This is a genomic window from Streptacidiphilus jeojiense (assembly GCF_000719095.1).
In the GTDB taxonomy this organism is placed as follows: domain Bacteria; phylum Actinomycetota; class Actinomycetes; order Streptomycetales; family Streptomycetaceae; genus Streptacidiphilus; species Streptacidiphilus jeojiensis.
Genome location: NZ_JOEH01000021.1, coordinates 287779 through 304058, shown reverse-complemented (window position 1 = coordinate 304058; position 16280 = coordinate 287779). Strand labels below are relative to the sequence as shown.

The window sequence follows — 16280 nt, the reverse complement described above, 5'->3', positions numbered from 1 at the left end:
ACAACCCACCGACACCACCGACCCGACCGCCCTCACCGCCTAACCTCACAACCAGATCACCGACTGGCCGTCAATACACCACGCCAGCAGACGTGACCGGAAGCGCTGGAGCGCAACGCCGTCTTCGGTCCCGACGCCCACCGGCTGGTCATCCGGGCACAGCGGGCTCTGGGCCTGTGAGAATATCCGCGAATCAAGCCGCGTTCGCCGGCCCCTGCTTCCCTACTGTGCTGCTCAAGGAATCCCACACGGCAGCGGGGAGCAACACCATGACGGCCAGTCAGCAGGACCTGAAGACCGACCCGTATCGACTGGCTATCGTCGCCGCCGAGCGGCTCCGCACAGCCCTGGCAGCCCATGGGATCACCGCGCCCTCTCTGCGCGGCGGGTATCCCGCCCGAGACCTGCCCATGGTCGAGTTAGGCCGGTGCACTGCTGACTCCGCTGACGAACTGTCGGCCGTCCTGGAGAGCGCGGTAGCAGAGGGCGGGCGATGATCGGCCTTCACCCCGCCCCGCGCACCGAGGAGCCCAGACCCGGCAGACGCTCCGGATCCTGCTTCGACGACACCCACCCCCGTCTGCACGCCATCTGCTCCGGGATCTTCAGCTCCCGCGACTGCCCCACCGCGAGCCCGGAGCAGCACACCTGCTCCTGCCCCTGCCACACCCCGCAGGGAGCACACCTGCGACAGGCCGGCCGGACCAGAGCGACGAGAGCGGAGGCGCACTGATGGGTACCTCAACGACCATGCGGTTCCGGAACTATGAGATCAAGCCCGATCCATCCGGCCTGCCGCTGCTCGCCGCCGTCTGCGTGTCCGGCGACGAGTCGGAGTGCGGAGCGGCGTCGGACGAGCGGACAGACCCGGAGCAGGTCGGGCGCTGGATCGCCCAGCATCTCCACGACACCGGCCATGCCCGCTACCAACGCCGCTACGCCGACTACGTGACGGCCGAGCTCGGCGAATGGCTGTAGGTCCGGCGGTCCGTACCGCTCAGAAGGTGATGACCGTGGCGCCTTCCAGGGTGAACCGCAGGAACTCGTCGCGGGCCACTCGGAGGGTGAGGCCGCGTTGCGTGAGCGCGGGTTCGGTGCCCTCGGCGCGGGCTGCGTTGATGCAGGCTCCGACGACGACGCCCGCTGCGATGAGTTCGTCGATCTGCCGGTTGAAGGTGGCGACGGCTGCCGATCCGCCGTCGTCGGAGAGCCTGCGCTGGGCCGGTCCGAAGCAGAGGACCTCGACGCTGCTGCCATGGTCGGCGGCCACTTCCTGGATCCGTTGGGCGACGCGGCTCCCGGTGGCGATGGAGTCGTCGTCGTCATGGAACACATGGACAACCGTCTTGGGCATCGGGGGCATCTCCGCTCGTCACTCGCTTCGTGGAACGGCAAGAATATAGATCCATCCCGACATGAAAGACGGATTGTCTCGTATAGCGGCCATCGCTCAGCGCCTAGACGTCCCGCCGTCTCACGACGACCAGGGCCACGACGGCGCTGATGAGGGCCCAGGCGGCAAGGACCGTCCAGGCTGTGGTGATGGTCGGGGCGTACTTGCCCAGGTCCTGGTGGAGGGCCGGGTCGGGGTCGATCTTCAGGCGTTCCAGGGCGGTGAGGGGCATGCAGTTGCCGATCTGCTTCAGCAGTTTGTAGCGGTCGCCGCCGAAGAACATGGGCAGCAGCAGGAGTACGCCGACCACGGCGATGACGGAGCCCGCCGCGTGGCGGATCAGTGCGGCCAGGGCCATGCCGACGACGGCCGCGACCGGCGCGATCAGCGCGAACGCCGCTACGGCCTGGAGCGCGCCGGGGCTGCCGATCGAGAGGCCGAGATGGCGGGAGGCCAGCATGCCCTGGGTGACGAAGAACGAGATCGCCGAGATCGCCAGCCCGGCGAGGGTCGTGACGGTGACGACGACGAAGAGCTTGGCGGCCACCACCGAACGGCGGTCGGGAACGGCCGCGAAGGTGGTGCGGACCAGCCCGCTGCTGTACTCGCCGAAGACCGTCATGGCGCCCAGGCTGCCGAAGGCGATCATCATCAGGTCACGGGCGATCTTGTTGAGGCTGCTGCCCAGGGGGTCGTACAGGACCCGGGAGGACGTGGTGGCCCCACGCAGGAGCTGCCCCCGTGGCACGAACGGATGGTCGATGTAGGTGAGGTCGTTGTGCACCGCGTTCACGTCGATCGCGATACAGGCGAGCACGGTGACCACGACGATCAGATAGGTCGAGCGCAGGGTCCACAGCTTGACCCACTCGGCGGTCACCAGGTCGCGGAAGCGGGCTGCGGGCTCGGCGGGGGCTGCCGGCGTCGGCCGGTCCGGGGTCGTCAGGGTGCTGCTCATCGGGCCTCTCCTGCCAGGAATTCGACGCTGTCGGCGGTCAGTTCCATGAACGCCTCCTCCAGGGAGGAGGCACGGACGGTGAGTTCGTGCAGCATGAACCGGTGCTCGAAGGCCAGCTCGCCGATGCGCACCGCGGTCAGACCGGTCACCCGGCAGGTACCGTCCTCCCCCGGTACCACGGCCGCGCCCTCGGCGGCCAGCACCGGGGCCAGCTCGGCGATGTCGGGGCTGCGGACGAACACGCTCAGCCGGGAACCGCGGGCCGCGAACTCGGTCAGGCTCTCGGCCGCGATCAGTTCGCCCTGGCCGATGACGACCAGCCGGTCGGCGGTGTGCTCCATCTCGGACATCATGTGGCTGGAGACGAAGACGGTCCGGCCTTCGGCAGCGAGCCGGTGGAACAGGCCGCGCACCCACAGCACGCCTTCCGGGTCCAGGCCGTTGAGCGGTTCGTCGAACAGCAGCACCGGCGGGTCGCCCAGCAGGGCGGTGGCGATGCCCAGGCGCTGCTTCATGCCCAGGGAGAATCCGCCGACCCGGCGACGCGCGACGGCGGCGAGCCCGACCTCATCGAGCACCTCGCCGACACGCCGCTGGGGAATCCGGTTGCTGTGGGCCAGGGCGGACAGATGGGCCCGCGCGCTGCGTCCGCGGTGGACGTCGTCGGCGTCCAGCAGCGCGCCGACGTGCCGCAGCCCGCGCGGGTGGCTCGCGAACGGTCGGCCGTCGATGGTGACGGTTCCGCCGCTGGGCTGGTTCAGGCCGAGGATCATGCGCAGGGTCGTGGTCTTCCCGGCGCCGTTGGGACCGAGGAATCCGGTGACCTGCCCGGACTGCACGGTGAACGACAGGTTGTTGACGGCGGTGGTCGCGCCGAAGCGCTTGGTGAGGTCCTTGGCTTCAATCACCCGGACAACGCTGCCTGCCGCGACGCCGCGGAACATCTGACCGCGGTCCCTGTCCTCGGGCCACGGCCCACCCCTGGTCATACGACCCTGGTCCACTGGGCAGCCGACCCGCCCGTGGATACGCTCGCCCCATGTCCGCCACACCGCCCGCGCCGTTGCTCACGCGGCTCTCGCCCGGCGCGTGCGTGGCGCTGGTCTGGGCCGCCTTGCTGCCGTTCTCGCTGTTCCGGTACTTCACCCTGCCGGACGGGTACCGCATCTACCGGCCCGGCGGAATCACGCAGACGGTCCTCGCCAGGACCGATCTGCTGATCCCGGGCCCCTGGAACTCGGCGTGCCTGCTGGTGTCCGTGCTCATGTCGGTGGCCGGCTGCATCCTGCTCCGGCGCAGACCCATGGCTGCGCAGGCCCTGCTGCTGGCCGGGACGGTCCTGGAGGCGATGGGGCTGACCGAGCTCACCCTGCAGGAGTCGCTGGCCTCCTGCATCGCCCTCGGCTTCATCACCGTCAGCTGCCCGCGCCGCTCCTCACTCGCCGCCCTGGCCCTGACCATCGGGGTCGTCTACGTCTACGCGGCGGTGCGGCTGTTCCACGGGTGGGGCGTGGAGCAGTCGACGGAGCTGACGGTGGCGCTGACCGCCGTGGTCGCCTGGACCATCGGCAATTCGATCCGTCAGAACCGGGACCACGCCGAGACCGTGCGCACTCAGGCCATCGCCCGCGCCGTCACCGAGGAGCGGCTCCGGATCGCGCGGGAGGTGCACGACATGGTCGCCCACAGCACCGGCCTGGTCGCGCTCCAGGCCGGGGCCGCGAGCCGGGTGATCGAGACCCAGCCGCTGGAGGCCCGCAAGGCGCTGACGGCCATCGAGACCACCAGTCGGGAGACGCTGACGGGTCTTCAGCGGGTGCTCGGACTGCTCCGTGAGGCCGGGCCCGGGACGGGGCCCGGGACGGGGACGGGGACCGCACCGACGCCGGGCCCGGCACCAGGCCTCGCCGACGTCGAGCAGCTGGCCGCCACCACCGCCGATGCCGGCGTCCGCGTGGACGTGCAGTGGCGCGGAGCGCAGCGGAACCTGCCGGAACTGATCGAGCTGTCGGCGTTCCGGATCATCCAGGAGGCGGTCACCAACGTGGTGCGGCACGCCCAGACGCCGTCCTGCCGGGTCTCGGTGGACTACCGCGACGAGCACCTGGTCATCGAGGTCGTCGACGGCGGACGCGGCCACGGCGGACACGGTCACGGCGGCCCAGCGTCCGCGAACGGATACGGGATCGTCGGGATGCGCGAGCGGGTCGGTCTGCTGCACGGCGACTTCACCGCCGGGCCGCGCCCGGAGGGCGGCTTCCGGGTGGCCGCCCGACTCCCGGTGCCGGCGGCGGCGTGATGACGAGCGTCCGGGTCCTCCTCGTCGACGACCAGCCCCTGGTCCGGGCCAGCCTGCGGGTGGTCATCGCCGACACCGACGACCTCGAAGTCGTCGGTGAGGCGGGAAGCGGCGCCGAGGCCGTGCGGCTCGCCCGGGAGCTGCGGCCCGACGTGGTCGTGATGGACATCCGCATGCCCGGCATGGACGGCATCGAGGCCACCCGCCACATCCTGACCGGCTCGGGGGCGTCGCGTGTGGTCGTGCTCACCACCTTCGACGACGACGAGTTCGTCTACGGCTCGCTGCGAGCCGGCGCGTCGGGGTTCCTGGTCAAGAACATGTCGCTGGAGGAGATCCTCGGCGGAATCCGCGTGGTGGCCGCCGGGGACGCACTGATCGCCCCGAGCGTGACCCGCCGCCTCATCAAGGAGTTCGCCGGCCGGACCGAACCCGCCCGGCCGCGACGCCAACTCGACGGCGTCACCGACCGCGAGCGCGAGGTGCTGACGCTGATCGCCCGCGGCCTGTCCAACGCCGAGATCGCCGAGAGCCTGATCATCGGGATGGGAACCGTCAAGGGCTATGTGACCCGCCTGCTGGTCAAGCTCGGGGCACGGGACCGGGTCCACCTGGTGATCATCGCCTATGAGACCGGCCTGGTGACGCAGTCCGGGGCGACCGGGCCGACCGGGTGACGCAGGCCCCCGCGCGGCGCGCCATACTGGCCGTCCGCCGCCACCCCGCCATCGCCGAGGCCCTGGCCGAGCACCGCCACCGCCACCGCCAGCTACGAGAGGCCCTGTAGCGGGAAGCCGACCTCCGCGAGACGGTTCAGGTGCCGACGCGGGCGCCGAAGGTGCCGGGCGCCACCGGATTGACCTCGAGACTCGAACAGATGCCGTGACGGCCCATCGTGATGCCGGTGCCCAGGATGATCGTGCTCGTGGTGTTCGGCGCCGTGACCTCGAACGCGCCGGCACCGGTCGGGTAGCAGGCCTGGCCGTCGTACAGTCGCAACTCGACCACCGCGTACGCGCTGCCACCAGGGCGCAGCGTGACCAGCGGAGGGCTGCTCAGGGGCGGTAGGTCGCCCCGGAACCCGTTCAGCACACGGGTCGCGTTGATCACCCTCCCCGCGTCCGCGATGGCCACGCCCGGATAGCCCCGCAGCGTGCAGGCGTGGTCGCCGATGTCGGTGAAGACCACTGCCTCCGCCTGGAGCGGCTCGCTCTGGGTTCCGTAGCCCCAGCTGGTTCCGAGGTCCCCGTTCCCGCACGGCGGGATGGCGCGAGCGGACGTGGTCGCCACGCCGCCCGCGCCGGAGCCGGAGCTGGAGCTGGAGCTGGAGACGGTGGGCCGCGGAGCCGAAGTGGTGGGCGCGGCCGTGGTCGGCCCGGCGCTGGACCGCGACCCGACCGGGGACGGCGACCCCACGGGGGACGGCGACCCCACGGGGGACGGCGGCCCGACGGGAGACGGCGGCGGCGTGGTCACAGTCGTCGACTCGACCGGACTGCGGGTGGCCGAGCCCGCTGCGAGAGCGGCCTTGCCACTGCTCGTACAGGCGGTCAGCGAGACGGAGGCGAGAACGAACAGGACAGCGCTGGAGGCGAACGTACGGGTGGCTGTCACGGCAGGACCTTTCATTGCGTGCGACTGAGCAGGCACCGGAAACAGGTGACAGATGCAACCACGTAGCCCGACAGGCGATGGTTGCGGAGCGACGTCCCTCACTAGTCGTCGTATCAATAAGGGCTGCTTGCCACTGACTTGACGGTCCATCAACCCCTGGTCGGTGATCCCCATTGACTCCGCTTCAGGCAGCCCTCTAGCATCTAGCGAGAATTGCATTATCGAAAATTAGAGATGGGGTTCTCATGGGCGACATGAACTCTGTCCTGACCGTGACGGCCGACGGTGGCGTCCGCATCGTCACGCTGAACAGGCCGGAACGGCTGAACAGTGTTTCCGAGGAGCTGCACCGGCGGCTGTCCGAGGTGTGGCGGGAGATCGCCGAGGATCCGCAGGCACGGGCCGTGGTGCTCACCGGCGCAGGTCGGGCCTTCAGCGCCGGCGGCGACCTGGACCATCTGCGGCGCCACCACACCGATCCGGAGCTGCGGGAGTGGTCGATCAACACCGACCGCAGCATCCAGACCCAGATGATGCACTTCCCGCTGCCCGTCGTCGCGGCCGTCAACGGCCCGGCGGTCGGGCTCGGTTGCAGCATGGCCCTGGGCTGCGATCTGGTGCTGATGGCCGAGGACGCCTATCTGGCGGACCCTCACATATCCGTCGGCCTGGTGGCCGGCGACGGCGGGGTGACCCTCTGGCCGCTGCACACCAGCATGCTGCGGGTGAAGGAGTACCTGTTCACCGGGGACCGGATCCCCGCCGCCACCGCCGTCGAACTGGGCCTGGCCAACCGCACCGTCCCCGCCGCCGAGCTCCGCGACCAGGCGCTGGCGCTGGCGCACCGCCTCGCGGCCCAACCCGTCGAGGCGCTGCGGGCCACCAAGCTGGCCCTCGCCGTGGTGATGGAGCAGCTCTCCCGGGGCGGCATGGAGGCGGCGCTGATGTCCGAGCAGCTGACGATGACCAGCCCCGACCACGTCCGGATCGTCGCCGAACTGCAGCAACGGACGGCCCGGCGGCACGCCGACAGCGCATCGGCCGCGGGCCGGACCACGAACCAGGAGTCGGGCAGTGCAGGCTGAGGAGTTCATGCTGGTACGGGATCTGGTCCGGACCTTCGCCACCCGGTTCCGGGTGGAGTCGGCCGACCCCGATCCGTCGCACCGGGCCGCCGCCCAGAAGGCGCTGGGCGAACTGGGGCTGGCCGAGCTGCGTGGCTCCACTCCGCCGGACGCGACCGTGCAGGAGTGCGCCCTGCTGGCCGAGGAGCACGGCAGCCGGCCGCTGACCACCTCCCTGCTGGGCACCGTCCTGCTGGCGCCCGAGCTGCTGCGGCTGATCGGCGACCAGATGTCACCCGACCAGGTGTCACCGGAGGCCGGCCCGTCGCAGACCATCGCGCTCGCCGCGGACCTGCGGTTCCCGGGGCCGGCGGGCACCGACCTGGTCGCCTGGGACTGCGAGGGTGCCGACCGCGCCCTGCATGTCGCCCCCGACGGCACGGTGACCAGCCTCGCGCTCGGCCCAGCCGTCCCCAGCGCCGACCTGCTGCGCGGCATCCGCTCGGTGCCGCCGGACTCCCCCGCGGTGACCCTGGGCCGACTGGACGCCGATCGGCTGATGCACTGGCAGGCCTACGCACTGACCCTGCTGAGCAGCGAACTCGTGGGCGCGGCACGGTCGTTCGTCGGGCAGAGCGTCGACTACGCCCGCGAGCGGAGGCAGTACGGTCGCGCGATCGGGTCGTTCCAGGCGGTGCAGCACCTGCTCGCCGACGCCACCGTGCTGGTCGAGGCCTGCACCAGCGCCACCCGGTACGCCGCCTGGTGCCTGGACCACGAACCGCCGGCTCAGGCGCTGACCGCGGCCAGGGTCGCCAAGGCCGAGGTGAACGCCTCCGCGCTGGACGCGGTCTCCATCGGCATGCAGGTCTTCGGCGGGATCGCCCAGACCTGGGAGCACGTGGCGCACCTGTACCTGCGCCGGATCCTGCTGGGCTCCACCACCCTGGCGACCACGGCCGACCTGCTGACCACCCTGGCCGAACCGGAGCCCGTCCGATGACCGTGACCGTGACCGCTGCGACCGCGACCGACACCCCGCTGGACTTCGGCGACCCCGCCGATCTGGACCAGCTGCGCCGACGGTTCCGGGCCTGGCTGGCCGAGCACCCGCTGCCCGAACGCGGCGCCGACGAGCCGCTGCCGGTGTTCCTGCACCGCTGGCACCGTCAGCTGCACTCCGGCGGCTGGGTCGGGCTGGACGTTCCGCAGGCGTACGGCGGGCAGGGCCTCAGCACCCTGCACCAGGTGGCCATCAGCGACGAGCTGGGGGCCTGCCAAGCACCCGGCATCCCGCGCATCGGCTACCTCGCGCACGCCCTGCTGGAGTTCGGCTCCGAGGAGCAGTGCCGGCGCTGGCTGCCCCGGATGCTGTCCGGCGAGGACACCTGGTGCCAGGGGTTCAGCGAACCGGGCGCCGGATCGGACCTGGCCGGCATGGCCACCACCGCCACCCGGCAGGACGGCCACTACCTGGTCCGCGGTCAGAAGCTCTGGACCAGCTATGCGCAGTTCTCCGGCCTCTGCCTGCTGCTGGCCAGGACCGAACGTGCCGACCCGGCGACCGACCCCTCGGCCCGGCCGCACGACTCGATCTCCGCCTTCGCCCTGCCACTGGACCGCGCCGGGGTGACGGTGCGTCCGCTGCGGGCCGCCAACGGCGACGACGAGTTCTGCGAGCTGTTCCTGGACGACGTCAGGATCGAGGAGTCGGAGCGCATCGGCGCCGAGGGGACCGGCTGGCCGCTGGCGATGACCACCGTCTCCTACGAGCGCAACGCGCTCGACACCGGCCACATCTCCCGGTACGGGGTGCTGGTCGAACGGCTCCGCCGCTCCGCCCGCGACCGCCGCGGCGAACTGCCGGACGGGCTGCTCTCCGAGATCGGACGCTGCTACGTGGACTACCAGGTGCTGGTGGCCCACACCCGCCGCCGCACCGCCGAACGGCTGGCCGGACGCACCGCGGGGCCGGAGTCGTCCTACGACAAGCTGCTGATGACCCGCACCGAGCAGCGCCTGTACGAGACGGCGCTGAGGGTGTTCCCCGGCGAGTTCTTCGGTGAGGGCGAAAGCAGTGGGGGCGGCCCGCTCTTCGGCGACTACCTCTACTCCCGGGCCGCCTCGGTGTACGGCGGGACCTCGCAGATCCAGCGCAACATCATCGCGAAGCGGGTCCTGGGCCTGCCCTCCGCCGGGTGAGGAACCCTCAGAAAGGAGCCAGCGCATGCGGTACGACCAGACCCATCTGAGCATCCCCAACACCGTCCGGCTCGCCGCCGAGCGCTTCGGGGACGATCCGGCCATCGTCGACGGAGAGCTGCGGTGGAGCTTCCGCGAGCTGGAGCAGCGGATGGTGGAGGCGGTGCAGGCCGCCATGGCGCTGGGCATCGAGCCGGGCGACCGGGTGGGGCTGTGCGCCCCGAACTCGGCGGAGTGGATCGTCGCCGCACTGGGCATCCACGGCGCCGGCGGTGTCATCGTCCCGCTCAACACCAGGTTCAAGGCGCAGGAGCTCTCCTACATCCTGCGCAAGTCCGGAGCCAAGGCCCTGTTCGCCTCGCCGTTCCTGGGCAACGACTACATCGCCGAACTGACCCGGGCCGATCCCGAACTGCCCGCGCTGCGGCGAACGGTGACGATCCACGGTCCGCAGGGCGCGGCCGGGCTGAGCTGGCGCGACTTCCTGCGCGCCGGCGCGGCCGTCCCCGTCTCCCGGGTCCGGGCCTCGATCGACCGGTTGACCCCGGACCACGTCTCCGACGTGATGTTCACCTCCGGGACCACGGGGCACCCCAAGGGGGTGATTCTGACGCATGGTCAGACTCTGCGCGCCTACGGATGGATGGCCGAGGAGTACACCTTCCGCCGGTCCGACACCTTCCTGGTCATCCCGCCCTTCTTCCACTGCTTCGGCTACAAGGCGGGCTGGCTCGCCTCCTTCGTCCACGGGGTGACGGTCATTCCGATGCCCGCCTTCGACGCCGGCCGGGCGCTGGACCTGATCAGCAGGGAACGGGTCAGCGTGCTGCTGGGACCGCCCACCATCTTCCGGGACCTGATCAACCATCCGGAGCGCTCCGACTTCGACCTCTCCTCACTGCGGGTCTCCATGACCGGCGGCACCACCATCCCCGAGTCGCTGATCCGCGCCATGAAGACGGAGCTGTCCTTCGACATCGTGCTCAGCGCCTACGGGCTGACCGAGTCCACGGCGCTGGTCAGCACCACCCGGATCGGGGACACCGAGGACGTGGTCGCCCGCACCACCGGGCGGACGATCCCCGACGTCGAGGTCAGGATCGTCGACGAGCAGGGCGCCGAGGCGCCGGCGGAGCAGCCCGGGGAGATCCTGGTCCGCGGCTACAACGTCACCCGCGGCTACTGGGACGACCCGGAGGCCACCGCCGCGGCCGTCGACCCCGAGGGCTGGCTGCACACCGGTGACATCGGGCAGCTCGACAAGGACGGGAACCTCTCCATCGTCGACCGCAAGAAGGAGATGTACATCGTCGGCGGCTTCAACGCCTATCCGGCCGAGATCGAAAAGCTGCTGCTCGACTACGGGCCGGTCGCCGAGGCCGCCGTCATCGGCGTGCCGGACGAACGCCTCGACGAAGTCGGCTGCGTCTTCCTGGTCCTGAAGCCGGGTCAGCAGGCCACCGAGGCCGAGGTAATCGCCTGGGCGCGCGGCGCCATGGCCAACTTCAAGGCCCCGCGCCATGTCCGCTTCGTCGACCAACTGCCCAAGAACGCCAGCCAGAAGGTCCTCAAGGACGTCCTGCGTGCCCGGTTCGACGGAGGCACGCACAGTGGCGAGTGAAGTGGAACCAGCAGCCGGACCCCTGGCCGGAGTCACCGTGGTGGCGCTGGAGCAGGCGGTGTCGGCTCCGATCTGCACCCGCACGCTGGGCGACCTCGGTGCCAGGGTGATCAAGGTCGAGAACCCCGAGGGCGGCGACTTCACCCGCTCCTTCGACGACGTGGTCAACGGCCTCGCCGCGCACTTCGTCTGGGTCAACCGGGGCAAGGAGTCAGTGACCCTGGACCTGAAGACCCCGGCAGGGACGGCGGTACTGCACCGGCTGTTGGACAGCGCCGACGTCCTGGTCTCCAATCTCACCCCGGGGAGCACCGCCCGCCTCGGCCTCTCCCCCGGCGACCTCGCCGTCAGCCACCCGGACCTGATCGCGGTGGAGATCGACGGCTACGGCCCCGGCGGCCCGCTGTCCCACAAGCGCGCCTACGACCTGCTGGTCCAGGCGGAGTCCGGGGCCTGCGCGACCACCGGCTCGCCCGGCGCGCCGGCCAAACCTGGACCACCGATGGCCGACGTCAGCTCCGGCCTCTACGCCGCGCTGTCGATCGTGGCGCTGCTCTACGGAAGGGAGCGCCACGGCGGCAGCGGACCCGCCTCGGTCGCGGTGAGCCTGTTCGACACCATGACCGAGTTGATGGGGTACTCGCTCAACTACACCCGCCACACCGGGGTGGACCAGCAGCCGCGCGGCATGGGCTCCCCCGCGGTGGCGCCCTACGGCGCCTACGCCACGGCCGACGGCCAGACCGTGGTGCTTGGCACCACCAACGACCGCGAATGGCAACGGCTCGCCCGGGAACTGCTGGACCGCCCCGACCTGGCGGACGACAAACGGTTTGCCCGCAATGCCGACCGGGTCGAGCACCGCGATCTCCTGGACACCGAGATCGCCGCCTGGTGCGCCCGCCACGATCTGACCCACATCCAGGACGGCGCCGACTCCGCCGGGATCGGCAACTCCCGGTTCAACACCCCGAGCGACGTCATCGCCCACCCGCACCTGGTCGCCCGGGACCGCTGGCGCGAGATCGACACACCCAACGGCCCGGTGCCGGCCCTGCTGCCGCCCCCGGTCATCTCCGGCTACGCACCGCCCATGGGCGCGGTCCCCGCGCTCGGGCAGCACACCGACACGGTGCTCGCGGGCCTCGGGATCGACGCCGACGAGATCGCCTCGCTGCGCGCCGCGGGTGTGCTGTGACCCAGCAGCCGGTTCTGCTCTCCGACGACACCGGTGGTGTGCGGACCCTGACGCTGAACCGGCCGCACCGGAAGAACGCGATCGACCAGGAGCTGTGGGACGCCCTGCGGCAGGCCCTGACCACGGCCGGCAACGACCGCTCGGTGCGCGCACTGGTGCTCACCGGAGCCGGTGGCGCCTTCTGCTCGGGCGCCGACATCTCCGGCGGCCTCAGCAGCGCCCACCCGCTGTACCGGATGCGCACCCTCACCGAAGTGGCCCTGCTGCTGCACGAGTTGCCGATCCCCACCATCGCCAGGGTGTCCGGCGCGGCCGTCGGCGCCGGCTGGAATCTGGCCCTGGGCTGCGACTTCGTGGTGGCCACACCGGAGTCGACGTTCTCGCAGATCTTCGCCCGGCGCGGACTCTCCCTGGACCTCGGCGGATCCTGGCTGCTGCCCAAGCTGGTGGGCCTGCAGCAGGCCAAACGGCTCGCCCTGCTGGCCGAGACGATCGACGCCGCGGAGGCCCGATCGCTGCAGCTGGTCACCTGGGTGGTGCCGGCGGCGGAGATCGACGGCTTCGTCGCCGACCTCGGCGCCCGACTGGCCGCCGGAGCGCCGATCGCACTGGCCCAGAACAAGGCCCTGCTGAACGAGGGCGCTGACCGCACCCTGCGCGACGCCCTCGCCGGCGAGGCACGCGCTCAGGCCGTCAACTTCGCCACCGGGGACGTGGCGAGGGCGTACGCCGCGTTCGCCGAGAAGCGCGAGCCGAGCTTCACCGGTCACTGGGCCGTACCCAGTCGGGACGAGAACGGGAGCAGCAACCATGCGTGAGGTCGTCATCGTGGAGGCGGTACGCACCGCCGTGGGCAGGCGCAACGGCGGGCTGGCCGGTATGCACGCGGCCGACCTGTCCGCGGTGGTCCTGGGCGCGCTGGTCGAGCGGACCGGAATCGATCCGGCCGTCGTCGACGACGTGGTCTGGGGCTGCGTGGGCCAGGTCGGGGACCAGTCCAGCAATATCGGCCGCTATGCGGTACTGGCGGCCGGCTGGCCCGAGAGCGTCCCCGGGACCACGGTCAACCGGGCCTGCGGATCCAGTCAGCAGGCGCTGGACTTCGCCGCGCAGGCGGTGATGTCCGGCCAGCAGGACGTGGTGGTGGCCGGCGGCGTCGAGGTCATGAGCCGAGTGCCGCTGGGCGCCGCGAAGGCGGGCGGGACGCCGTACGGGCCACGGGTTCTGGCGCGCTATCAGGACTTCTCCTTCAACCAGGGGATCTCCGCCGAACTGATCGCGCAGAAGTGGGGGTTCGACCGCACCCGGCTGGACGAGTTCTCCGCGCTCTCGCACCAGCGGGCGGCGGCCGCGCAGGACCGCGGCGCCTTCGAGGCCCAGATCGTCCCGGTCCCCGTCTCGGCGGACGGAGCCACGGTCACCGTCGACGAGACCGTGCGGCGCGGGACCACGGTGGAGGGCCTGGCCGGCCTCAGGCCGTCCTTCCTGGAGGACGGCCTGATCCATGCGGGCAGTTCCTCCCCCATCTCCGACGGGGCCGCCGCACTGCTGGTGACCACCCGTGAGAAGGCCCGGGCGCTGGGGCTGACGCCGATCGTGAGCTACCGCTTCGGCACGGTCGTCGGAGCCGATCCGGTGCTGATGCTGACCGGGCCGATCCCAGCGACCGAGCAGGTGCTGCGCAAGGCCGGGGTCGGCCTGGCCGAGGTCGGCGCCTTCGAGGTCAACGAGGCCTTCGCACCGATACCGCTGGCCTGGCTGGCCGAGACCGGCGCCGACCCGGCGCTGCTCAACCCGCTCGGCGGAGCCATCGCGCTCGGCCACCCGCTCGGCGCCTCCGGCGCAGTGCTGATGACCCGGCTGGTGCACCACATGCGCGACCAGGGCATCCGCTACGGCCTGCAGACCATGTGCGAAGGCGGCGGCACCGCCAACGCCACCCTTGTCGAGCTTGCTTCCTGACGGAGGATCACCCGTGCGCCGCGACATCTTCACCGCCGACCACGAGGCGTTCCGGCAGCTGGTGCGGAACTTCGTCGCCAAGGAGGTGGTCCCGCACTACACCGACTGGGAGCACGCGGGGCAGCTGCCCCGTTCCGTCTTCGAGCAGCTGGGCTCGCTCGGGGTGCTGGGCATCCCGATCCCCGAGGAGTACGGCGGGGCGGGACTGGCCGACTACCGCTACAACGTGGTGCTCCAGGAGGAGGCGGCCCGCGCGGTGGTCACCCTGGGCACCGTGCGCACCCAACTCGACGTGGTGCTGCCGTACTTCCTCGCCTACGCCGACGCCCGGCAGCGCGAGCGCTGGTTCCCCGGTCTGGCGGCCGGGAAGCTGCTGACCGCGATCGCGATGACCGAGCCCGGCACCGGATCCGACCTGGCCGGCATCCGCACCAACGCCGTGCGCGACGGGGAGGACTACCTGCTCAACGGCGCGAAGACCTTCATCACCGGCGGGCTGCTGGCCGACCTGGTCGTGGTGGTGGCGCGCACCTCGCACGACCCGGACGACCGGCGGGCCGGGCTCACCCTGCTGGTGGTCGAGGACGGCATGCCCGGGTTCACCCGCGGCCGGGTCCTGGACAAGATGGGCATCAAGGTGCAGGACACCGTGGAGCTCGCGTTCGAGGACGTCCGGGTCCCGGTCGCCAACCGGCTCGGCGAGGAGGGAGCGGCCTTCGGCTATCTGGGCCACAATCTGCCGCAGGAGCGGATGACGGTCGCGGTCGGCTCGGTCGCCCAGGCGCAGGCCGCTCTGGACACCACCGTCGAGTATGTGAAGGAGCGTCAGGTGTTCGGGTCGCCGGTCTCCTCGTTCCAGAACACCAAGTTCGAGCTGGCCGCGGTGGCCGCCGAGGTCGAGGCGGCGCAGGCGGTGCTCGACCGGGCCGTGCTGGAACTGGTCGACGGCAGACTCTCCGGGGCGGACGCGGCCAAGGTCAAGCTGTTCTGCACCGAGGTGCAGGCCCGCGCCGTCGACCGCTGCCTGCAACTGTTCGGCGGCTACGGCTACATGCTGGAGTACCCGATCGCCCGGCTGTACACGGACGCGCGGGTGGCCCGGATCTACGCCGGCACCAGCGAGGTCATGAAGGTCATCATCGCCAAATCCCTGGGACTCTGACTGTGAGGCACAGCGTATGAAGGACTTCTCCGGCCGCCCCGGCGCCGCGTTCGTCGCCGGCGGAAGCGGCGGCATCGGCGCCGCGATCGTCAGGATCCTGGCCCGGCGCGGCAGCGACGTGGCGTTCAGCTACCGCGCCAACCAGGCCGCGGCCGAGGGCGTTGCGGGCGAGGTCAAGGAGCACGGACGCCAGGCCCTGGCGCTCCAGCTCGACCTGGAGGACGAGACGGCCACCGCCGAGGCCGTGGCCCGGGCGGCGGGGGCCTTCGGCGGCCTGCACACCGTGGTCTACGCGGCCGGCCCGCATGTGCCGATGACGCACCTCAGCAAGGTGACGCCGGGTCAGTACCGGGCCCAGCTGGTCGCCGACGCGGCTGCCTTCTTCAATCTGGTGCACCCGGCCCTCCCACTGCTGCGGGAGAGCCGGGGCAGCATCGTCGCGGTCACCACGGTGGCCACCCGCCGGTTCCCGGTCCGTGACGGCCTGTCGTCCGGCACCAAGGGCGCGGTCGAAGCCGTCGCCCGGGCCCTGGCGGCCGAGGAGGGCCGCTTCGGCGTCCGGGTGAACTGCGTGGCCCCGGGCATGCTGACGGACGGCATCGCCGCCCGCCTGATCGACTCCGGCGAGCTGGACGCGGCCGCGCTGGAGATCACCAAGCGCAACATCCCGCTGCGCCGCTTTGGCGATGCGGGGGACATCGCCGAAGCAGTGGCCTTCCTGGCCTCGGACGCGGCGGGGTTCATCACTGGGCAGGCGTTGGGGGTCGACGGCGGCTACAGCGTGTGAGGCCCGGTTCCGTAGGTGGG

Annotated in this window: 18 protein-coding genes; 14 read left to right on the top strand and 4 right to left on the bottom strand. The window is 71.2% G+C overall.

What is annotated here, in order from left to right; translation table 11 throughout:
* The first annotated feature begins 269 nt into the window (after positions 1-269).
* Positions 270-497, top strand: a complete 228-nt coding sequence (locus IF29_RS0127565; protein WP_030260331.1) for a hypothetical protein — start codon at positions 270-272, stop codon at positions 495-497.
* Between the two features lie 235 nt (positions 498-732).
* Positions 733-978, top strand: coding sequence for a DUF7848 domain-containing protein (locus IF29_RS0127555; protein WP_030260328.1), 246 nt, complete (start codon positions 733-735; stop codon positions 976-978).
* A 19-nt stretch (positions 979-997) separates the two neighbouring features.
* Here IF29_RS0127555 and IF29_RS0127550 read toward each other — a convergent pair whose 3' ends face one another.
* From IF29_RS0127550 to IF29_RS0127540, 3 genes are all read right to left on the bottom strand, one after another.
* A complete protein-coding gene (locus tag IF29_RS0127550; protein ID WP_030260325.1) occupies positions 998-1354 on the bottom strand; it encodes a hypothetical protein in 357 nt (118 codons plus the stop codon).
* Between the two features lie 103 nt (positions 1355-1457).
* Positions 1458-2351 (bottom strand): ABC transporter permease, encoded by an 894-nt coding sequence (locus tag IF29_RS0127545; RefSeq protein ID WP_030260324.1) that lies wholly within the window; start codon positions 2349-2351, stop codon positions 1458-1460.
* Complete coding sequence (locus IF29_RS0127540) at positions 2348-3259, bottom strand: ABC transporter ATP-binding protein (RefSeq protein ID WP_030260322.1); 912 nt, start codon at positions 3257-3259, stop codon at positions 2348-2350. The genes IF29_RS0127545 and IF29_RS0127540 overlap by 4 nt, the downstream gene beginning before the upstream one ends.
* A 131-nt stretch (positions 3260-3390) precedes the next feature.
* Here IF29_RS0127540 and IF29_RS0127535 point away from each other — a divergent pair, with 131 nt between their 5' ends.
* Together IF29_RS0127535 and IF29_RS0127530 are read left to right on the top strand one after the other, a co-directional pair.
* On the top strand, positions 3391-4650 hold the full coding sequence (locus IF29_RS0127535; RefSeq protein WP_030260320.1) for a sensor histidine kinase: 1260 nt from the start codon (positions 3391-3393) through the stop codon (positions 4648-4650).
* The gene (locus IF29_RS0127530; RefSeq protein ID WP_030260318.1) at positions 4650-5327 is read left to right on the top strand and encodes a response regulator; all 678 of its coding nucleotides are present in this window, start codon (positions 4650-4652) and stop codon (positions 5325-5327) included. The genes IF29_RS0127535 and IF29_RS0127530 overlap by 1 nt, the downstream gene beginning before the upstream one ends.
* A gap of 136 nt (positions 5328-5463) precedes the next feature.
* On the opposite strand, the gene IF29_RS47005 is transcribed toward IF29_RS0127530, so the two are convergent.
* Complete coding sequence (locus IF29_RS47005; protein ID WP_198037567.1) at positions 5464-5940, bottom strand: DUF4232 domain-containing protein; 477 nt, start codon at positions 5938-5940, stop codon at positions 5464-5466.
* Between IF29_RS47005 and IF29_RS47000 the strand changes: the two genes are divergently transcribed.
* From IF29_RS47000 to IF29_RS0127470, 10 genes are all read left to right on the top strand, one after another.
* Positions 5915-6292 carry a hypothetical protein gene (locus tag IF29_RS47000; RefSeq protein WP_030260313.1) on the top strand — a complete coding sequence of 126 codons (378 nt, stop codon included), beginning with the start codon at positions 5915-5917 and terminating at the stop codon, positions 6290-6292. The genes IF29_RS47005 and IF29_RS47000 overlap by 26 nt on opposite strands.
* A 226-nt stretch (positions 6293-6518) precedes the next feature.
* The gene (locus IF29_RS0127510) at positions 6519-7349 is read left to right on the top strand and encodes an enoyl-CoA hydratase/isomerase family protein (RefSeq protein ID WP_232242499.1); all 831 of its coding nucleotides are present in this window, start codon (positions 6519-6521) and stop codon (positions 7347-7349) included.
* Positions 7339-8331 (top strand): acyl-CoA dehydrogenase family protein, encoded by a 993-nt coding sequence (locus tag IF29_RS0127505; protein ID WP_030260308.1) that lies wholly within the window; start codon positions 7339-7341, stop codon positions 8329-8331. The genes IF29_RS0127510 and IF29_RS0127505 overlap by 11 nt, the downstream gene beginning before the upstream one ends.
* On the top strand, positions 8328-9530 hold the full coding sequence (locus IF29_RS0127500) for an acyl-CoA dehydrogenase family protein (protein WP_030260305.1): 1203 nt from the start codon (positions 8328-8330) through the stop codon (positions 9528-9530). The genes IF29_RS0127505 and IF29_RS0127500 overlap by 4 nt, the downstream gene beginning before the upstream one ends.
* Positions 9531-9555: 25 nt before the next feature.
* Positions 9556-11151, top strand: a complete 1596-nt coding sequence (locus IF29_RS0127495; RefSeq protein ID WP_030260302.1) for a FadD3 family acyl-CoA ligase — start codon at positions 9556-9558, stop codon at positions 11149-11151.
* 1 nt (position 11152) lies between these two features.
* Entirely contained in the window at positions 11153-12349 is a 1197-nt protein-coding gene (locus IF29_RS0127490) for a CaiB/BaiF CoA transferase family protein (RefSeq protein ID WP_030260300.1), read from the top strand.
* A complete protein-coding gene (locus tag IF29_RS0127485; protein WP_030260298.1) occupies positions 12346-13167 on the top strand; it encodes an enoyl-CoA hydratase/isomerase family protein in 822 nt (273 codons plus the stop codon). Before IF29_RS0127490 ends, IF29_RS0127485 begins: the two co-directional genes overlap by 4 nt.
* The gene (locus IF29_RS0127480) at positions 13160-14311 is read left to right on the top strand and encodes a thiolase family protein (RefSeq protein WP_030260297.1); all 1152 of its coding nucleotides are present in this window, start codon (positions 13160-13162) and stop codon (positions 14309-14311) included. The genes IF29_RS0127485 and IF29_RS0127480 overlap by 8 nt, the downstream gene beginning before the upstream one ends.
* A 13-nt stretch (positions 14312-14324) precedes the next feature.
* The gene (locus tag IF29_RS0127475; RefSeq protein ID WP_030260290.1) at positions 14325-15473 is read left to right on the top strand and encodes an acyl-CoA dehydrogenase family protein; all 1149 of its coding nucleotides are present in this window, start codon (positions 14325-14327) and stop codon (positions 15471-15473) included.
* Positions 15474-15489: 16 nt separating this feature from the next.
* The gene (locus IF29_RS0127470; RefSeq protein ID WP_030260288.1) at positions 15490-16260 is read left to right on the top strand and encodes an SDR family NAD(P)-dependent oxidoreductase; all 771 of its coding nucleotides are present in this window, start codon (positions 15490-15492) and stop codon (positions 16258-16260) included.
* The last annotated feature ends 20 nt before the right edge of the window (positions 16261-16280 follow it).

Excerpts from the sequence above, each read along its gene's own strand:
- IF29_RS0127555 (WP_030260328.1), top strand. The coding sequence starts at position 733 with ATGGGTACCTCAACGACCATGCGGTTCCGGAACTATGAGATCAAGCCC.
- IF29_RS0127530 (WP_030260318.1), top strand. The coding sequence starts at position 4,650 with ATGACGAGCGTCCGGGTCCTCCTCGTCGACGACCAGCCCCTGGTCCGG.
- IF29_RS0127565 (WP_030260331.1), top strand. The coding sequence starts at position 270 with ATGACGGCCAGTCAGCAGGACCTGAAGACCGACCCGTATCGACTGGCT.
- IF29_RS0127470 (WP_030260288.1), top strand. The coding sequence starts at position 15,490 with ATGAAGGACTTCTCCGGCCGCCCCGGCGCCGCGTTCGTCGCCGGCGGA.
- IF29_RS0127510 (WP_232242499.1), top strand. The coding sequence starts at position 6,519 with ATGAACTCTGTCCTGACCGTGACGGCCGACGGTGGCGTCCGCATCGTC.
- IF29_RS0127480 (WP_030260297.1), top strand. The coding sequence starts at position 13,160 with ATGCGTGAGGTCGTCATCGTGGAGGCGGTACGCACCGCCGTGGGCAGG.
- IF29_RS0127500 (WP_030260305.1), top strand. The coding sequence starts at position 8,328 with ATGACCGTGACCGTGACCGCTGCGACCGCGACCGACACCCCGCTGGAC.
- IF29_RS0127535 (WP_030260320.1), top strand. The coding sequence starts at position 3,391 with ATGTCCGCCACACCGCCCGCGCCGTTGCTCACGCGGCTCTCGCCCGGC.
- IF29_RS47000 (WP_030260313.1), top strand. The coding sequence starts at position 5,915 with ATGGCGCGAGCGGACGTGGTCGCCACGCCGCCCGCGCCGGAGCCGGAG.
- IF29_RS0127550 (WP_030260325.1), bottom strand. The coding sequence starts at position 1,354 with ATGCCCAAGACGGTTGTCCATGTGTTCCATGACGACGACGACTCCATC.
- IF29_RS0127545 (WP_030260324.1), bottom strand. The coding sequence starts at position 2,351 with ATGAGCAGCACCCTGACGACCCCGGACCGGCCGACGCCGGCAGCCCCC.
- IF29_RS0127495 (WP_030260302.1), top strand. The coding sequence starts at position 9,556 with ATGCGGTACGACCAGACCCATCTGAGCATCCCCAACACCGTCCGGCTC.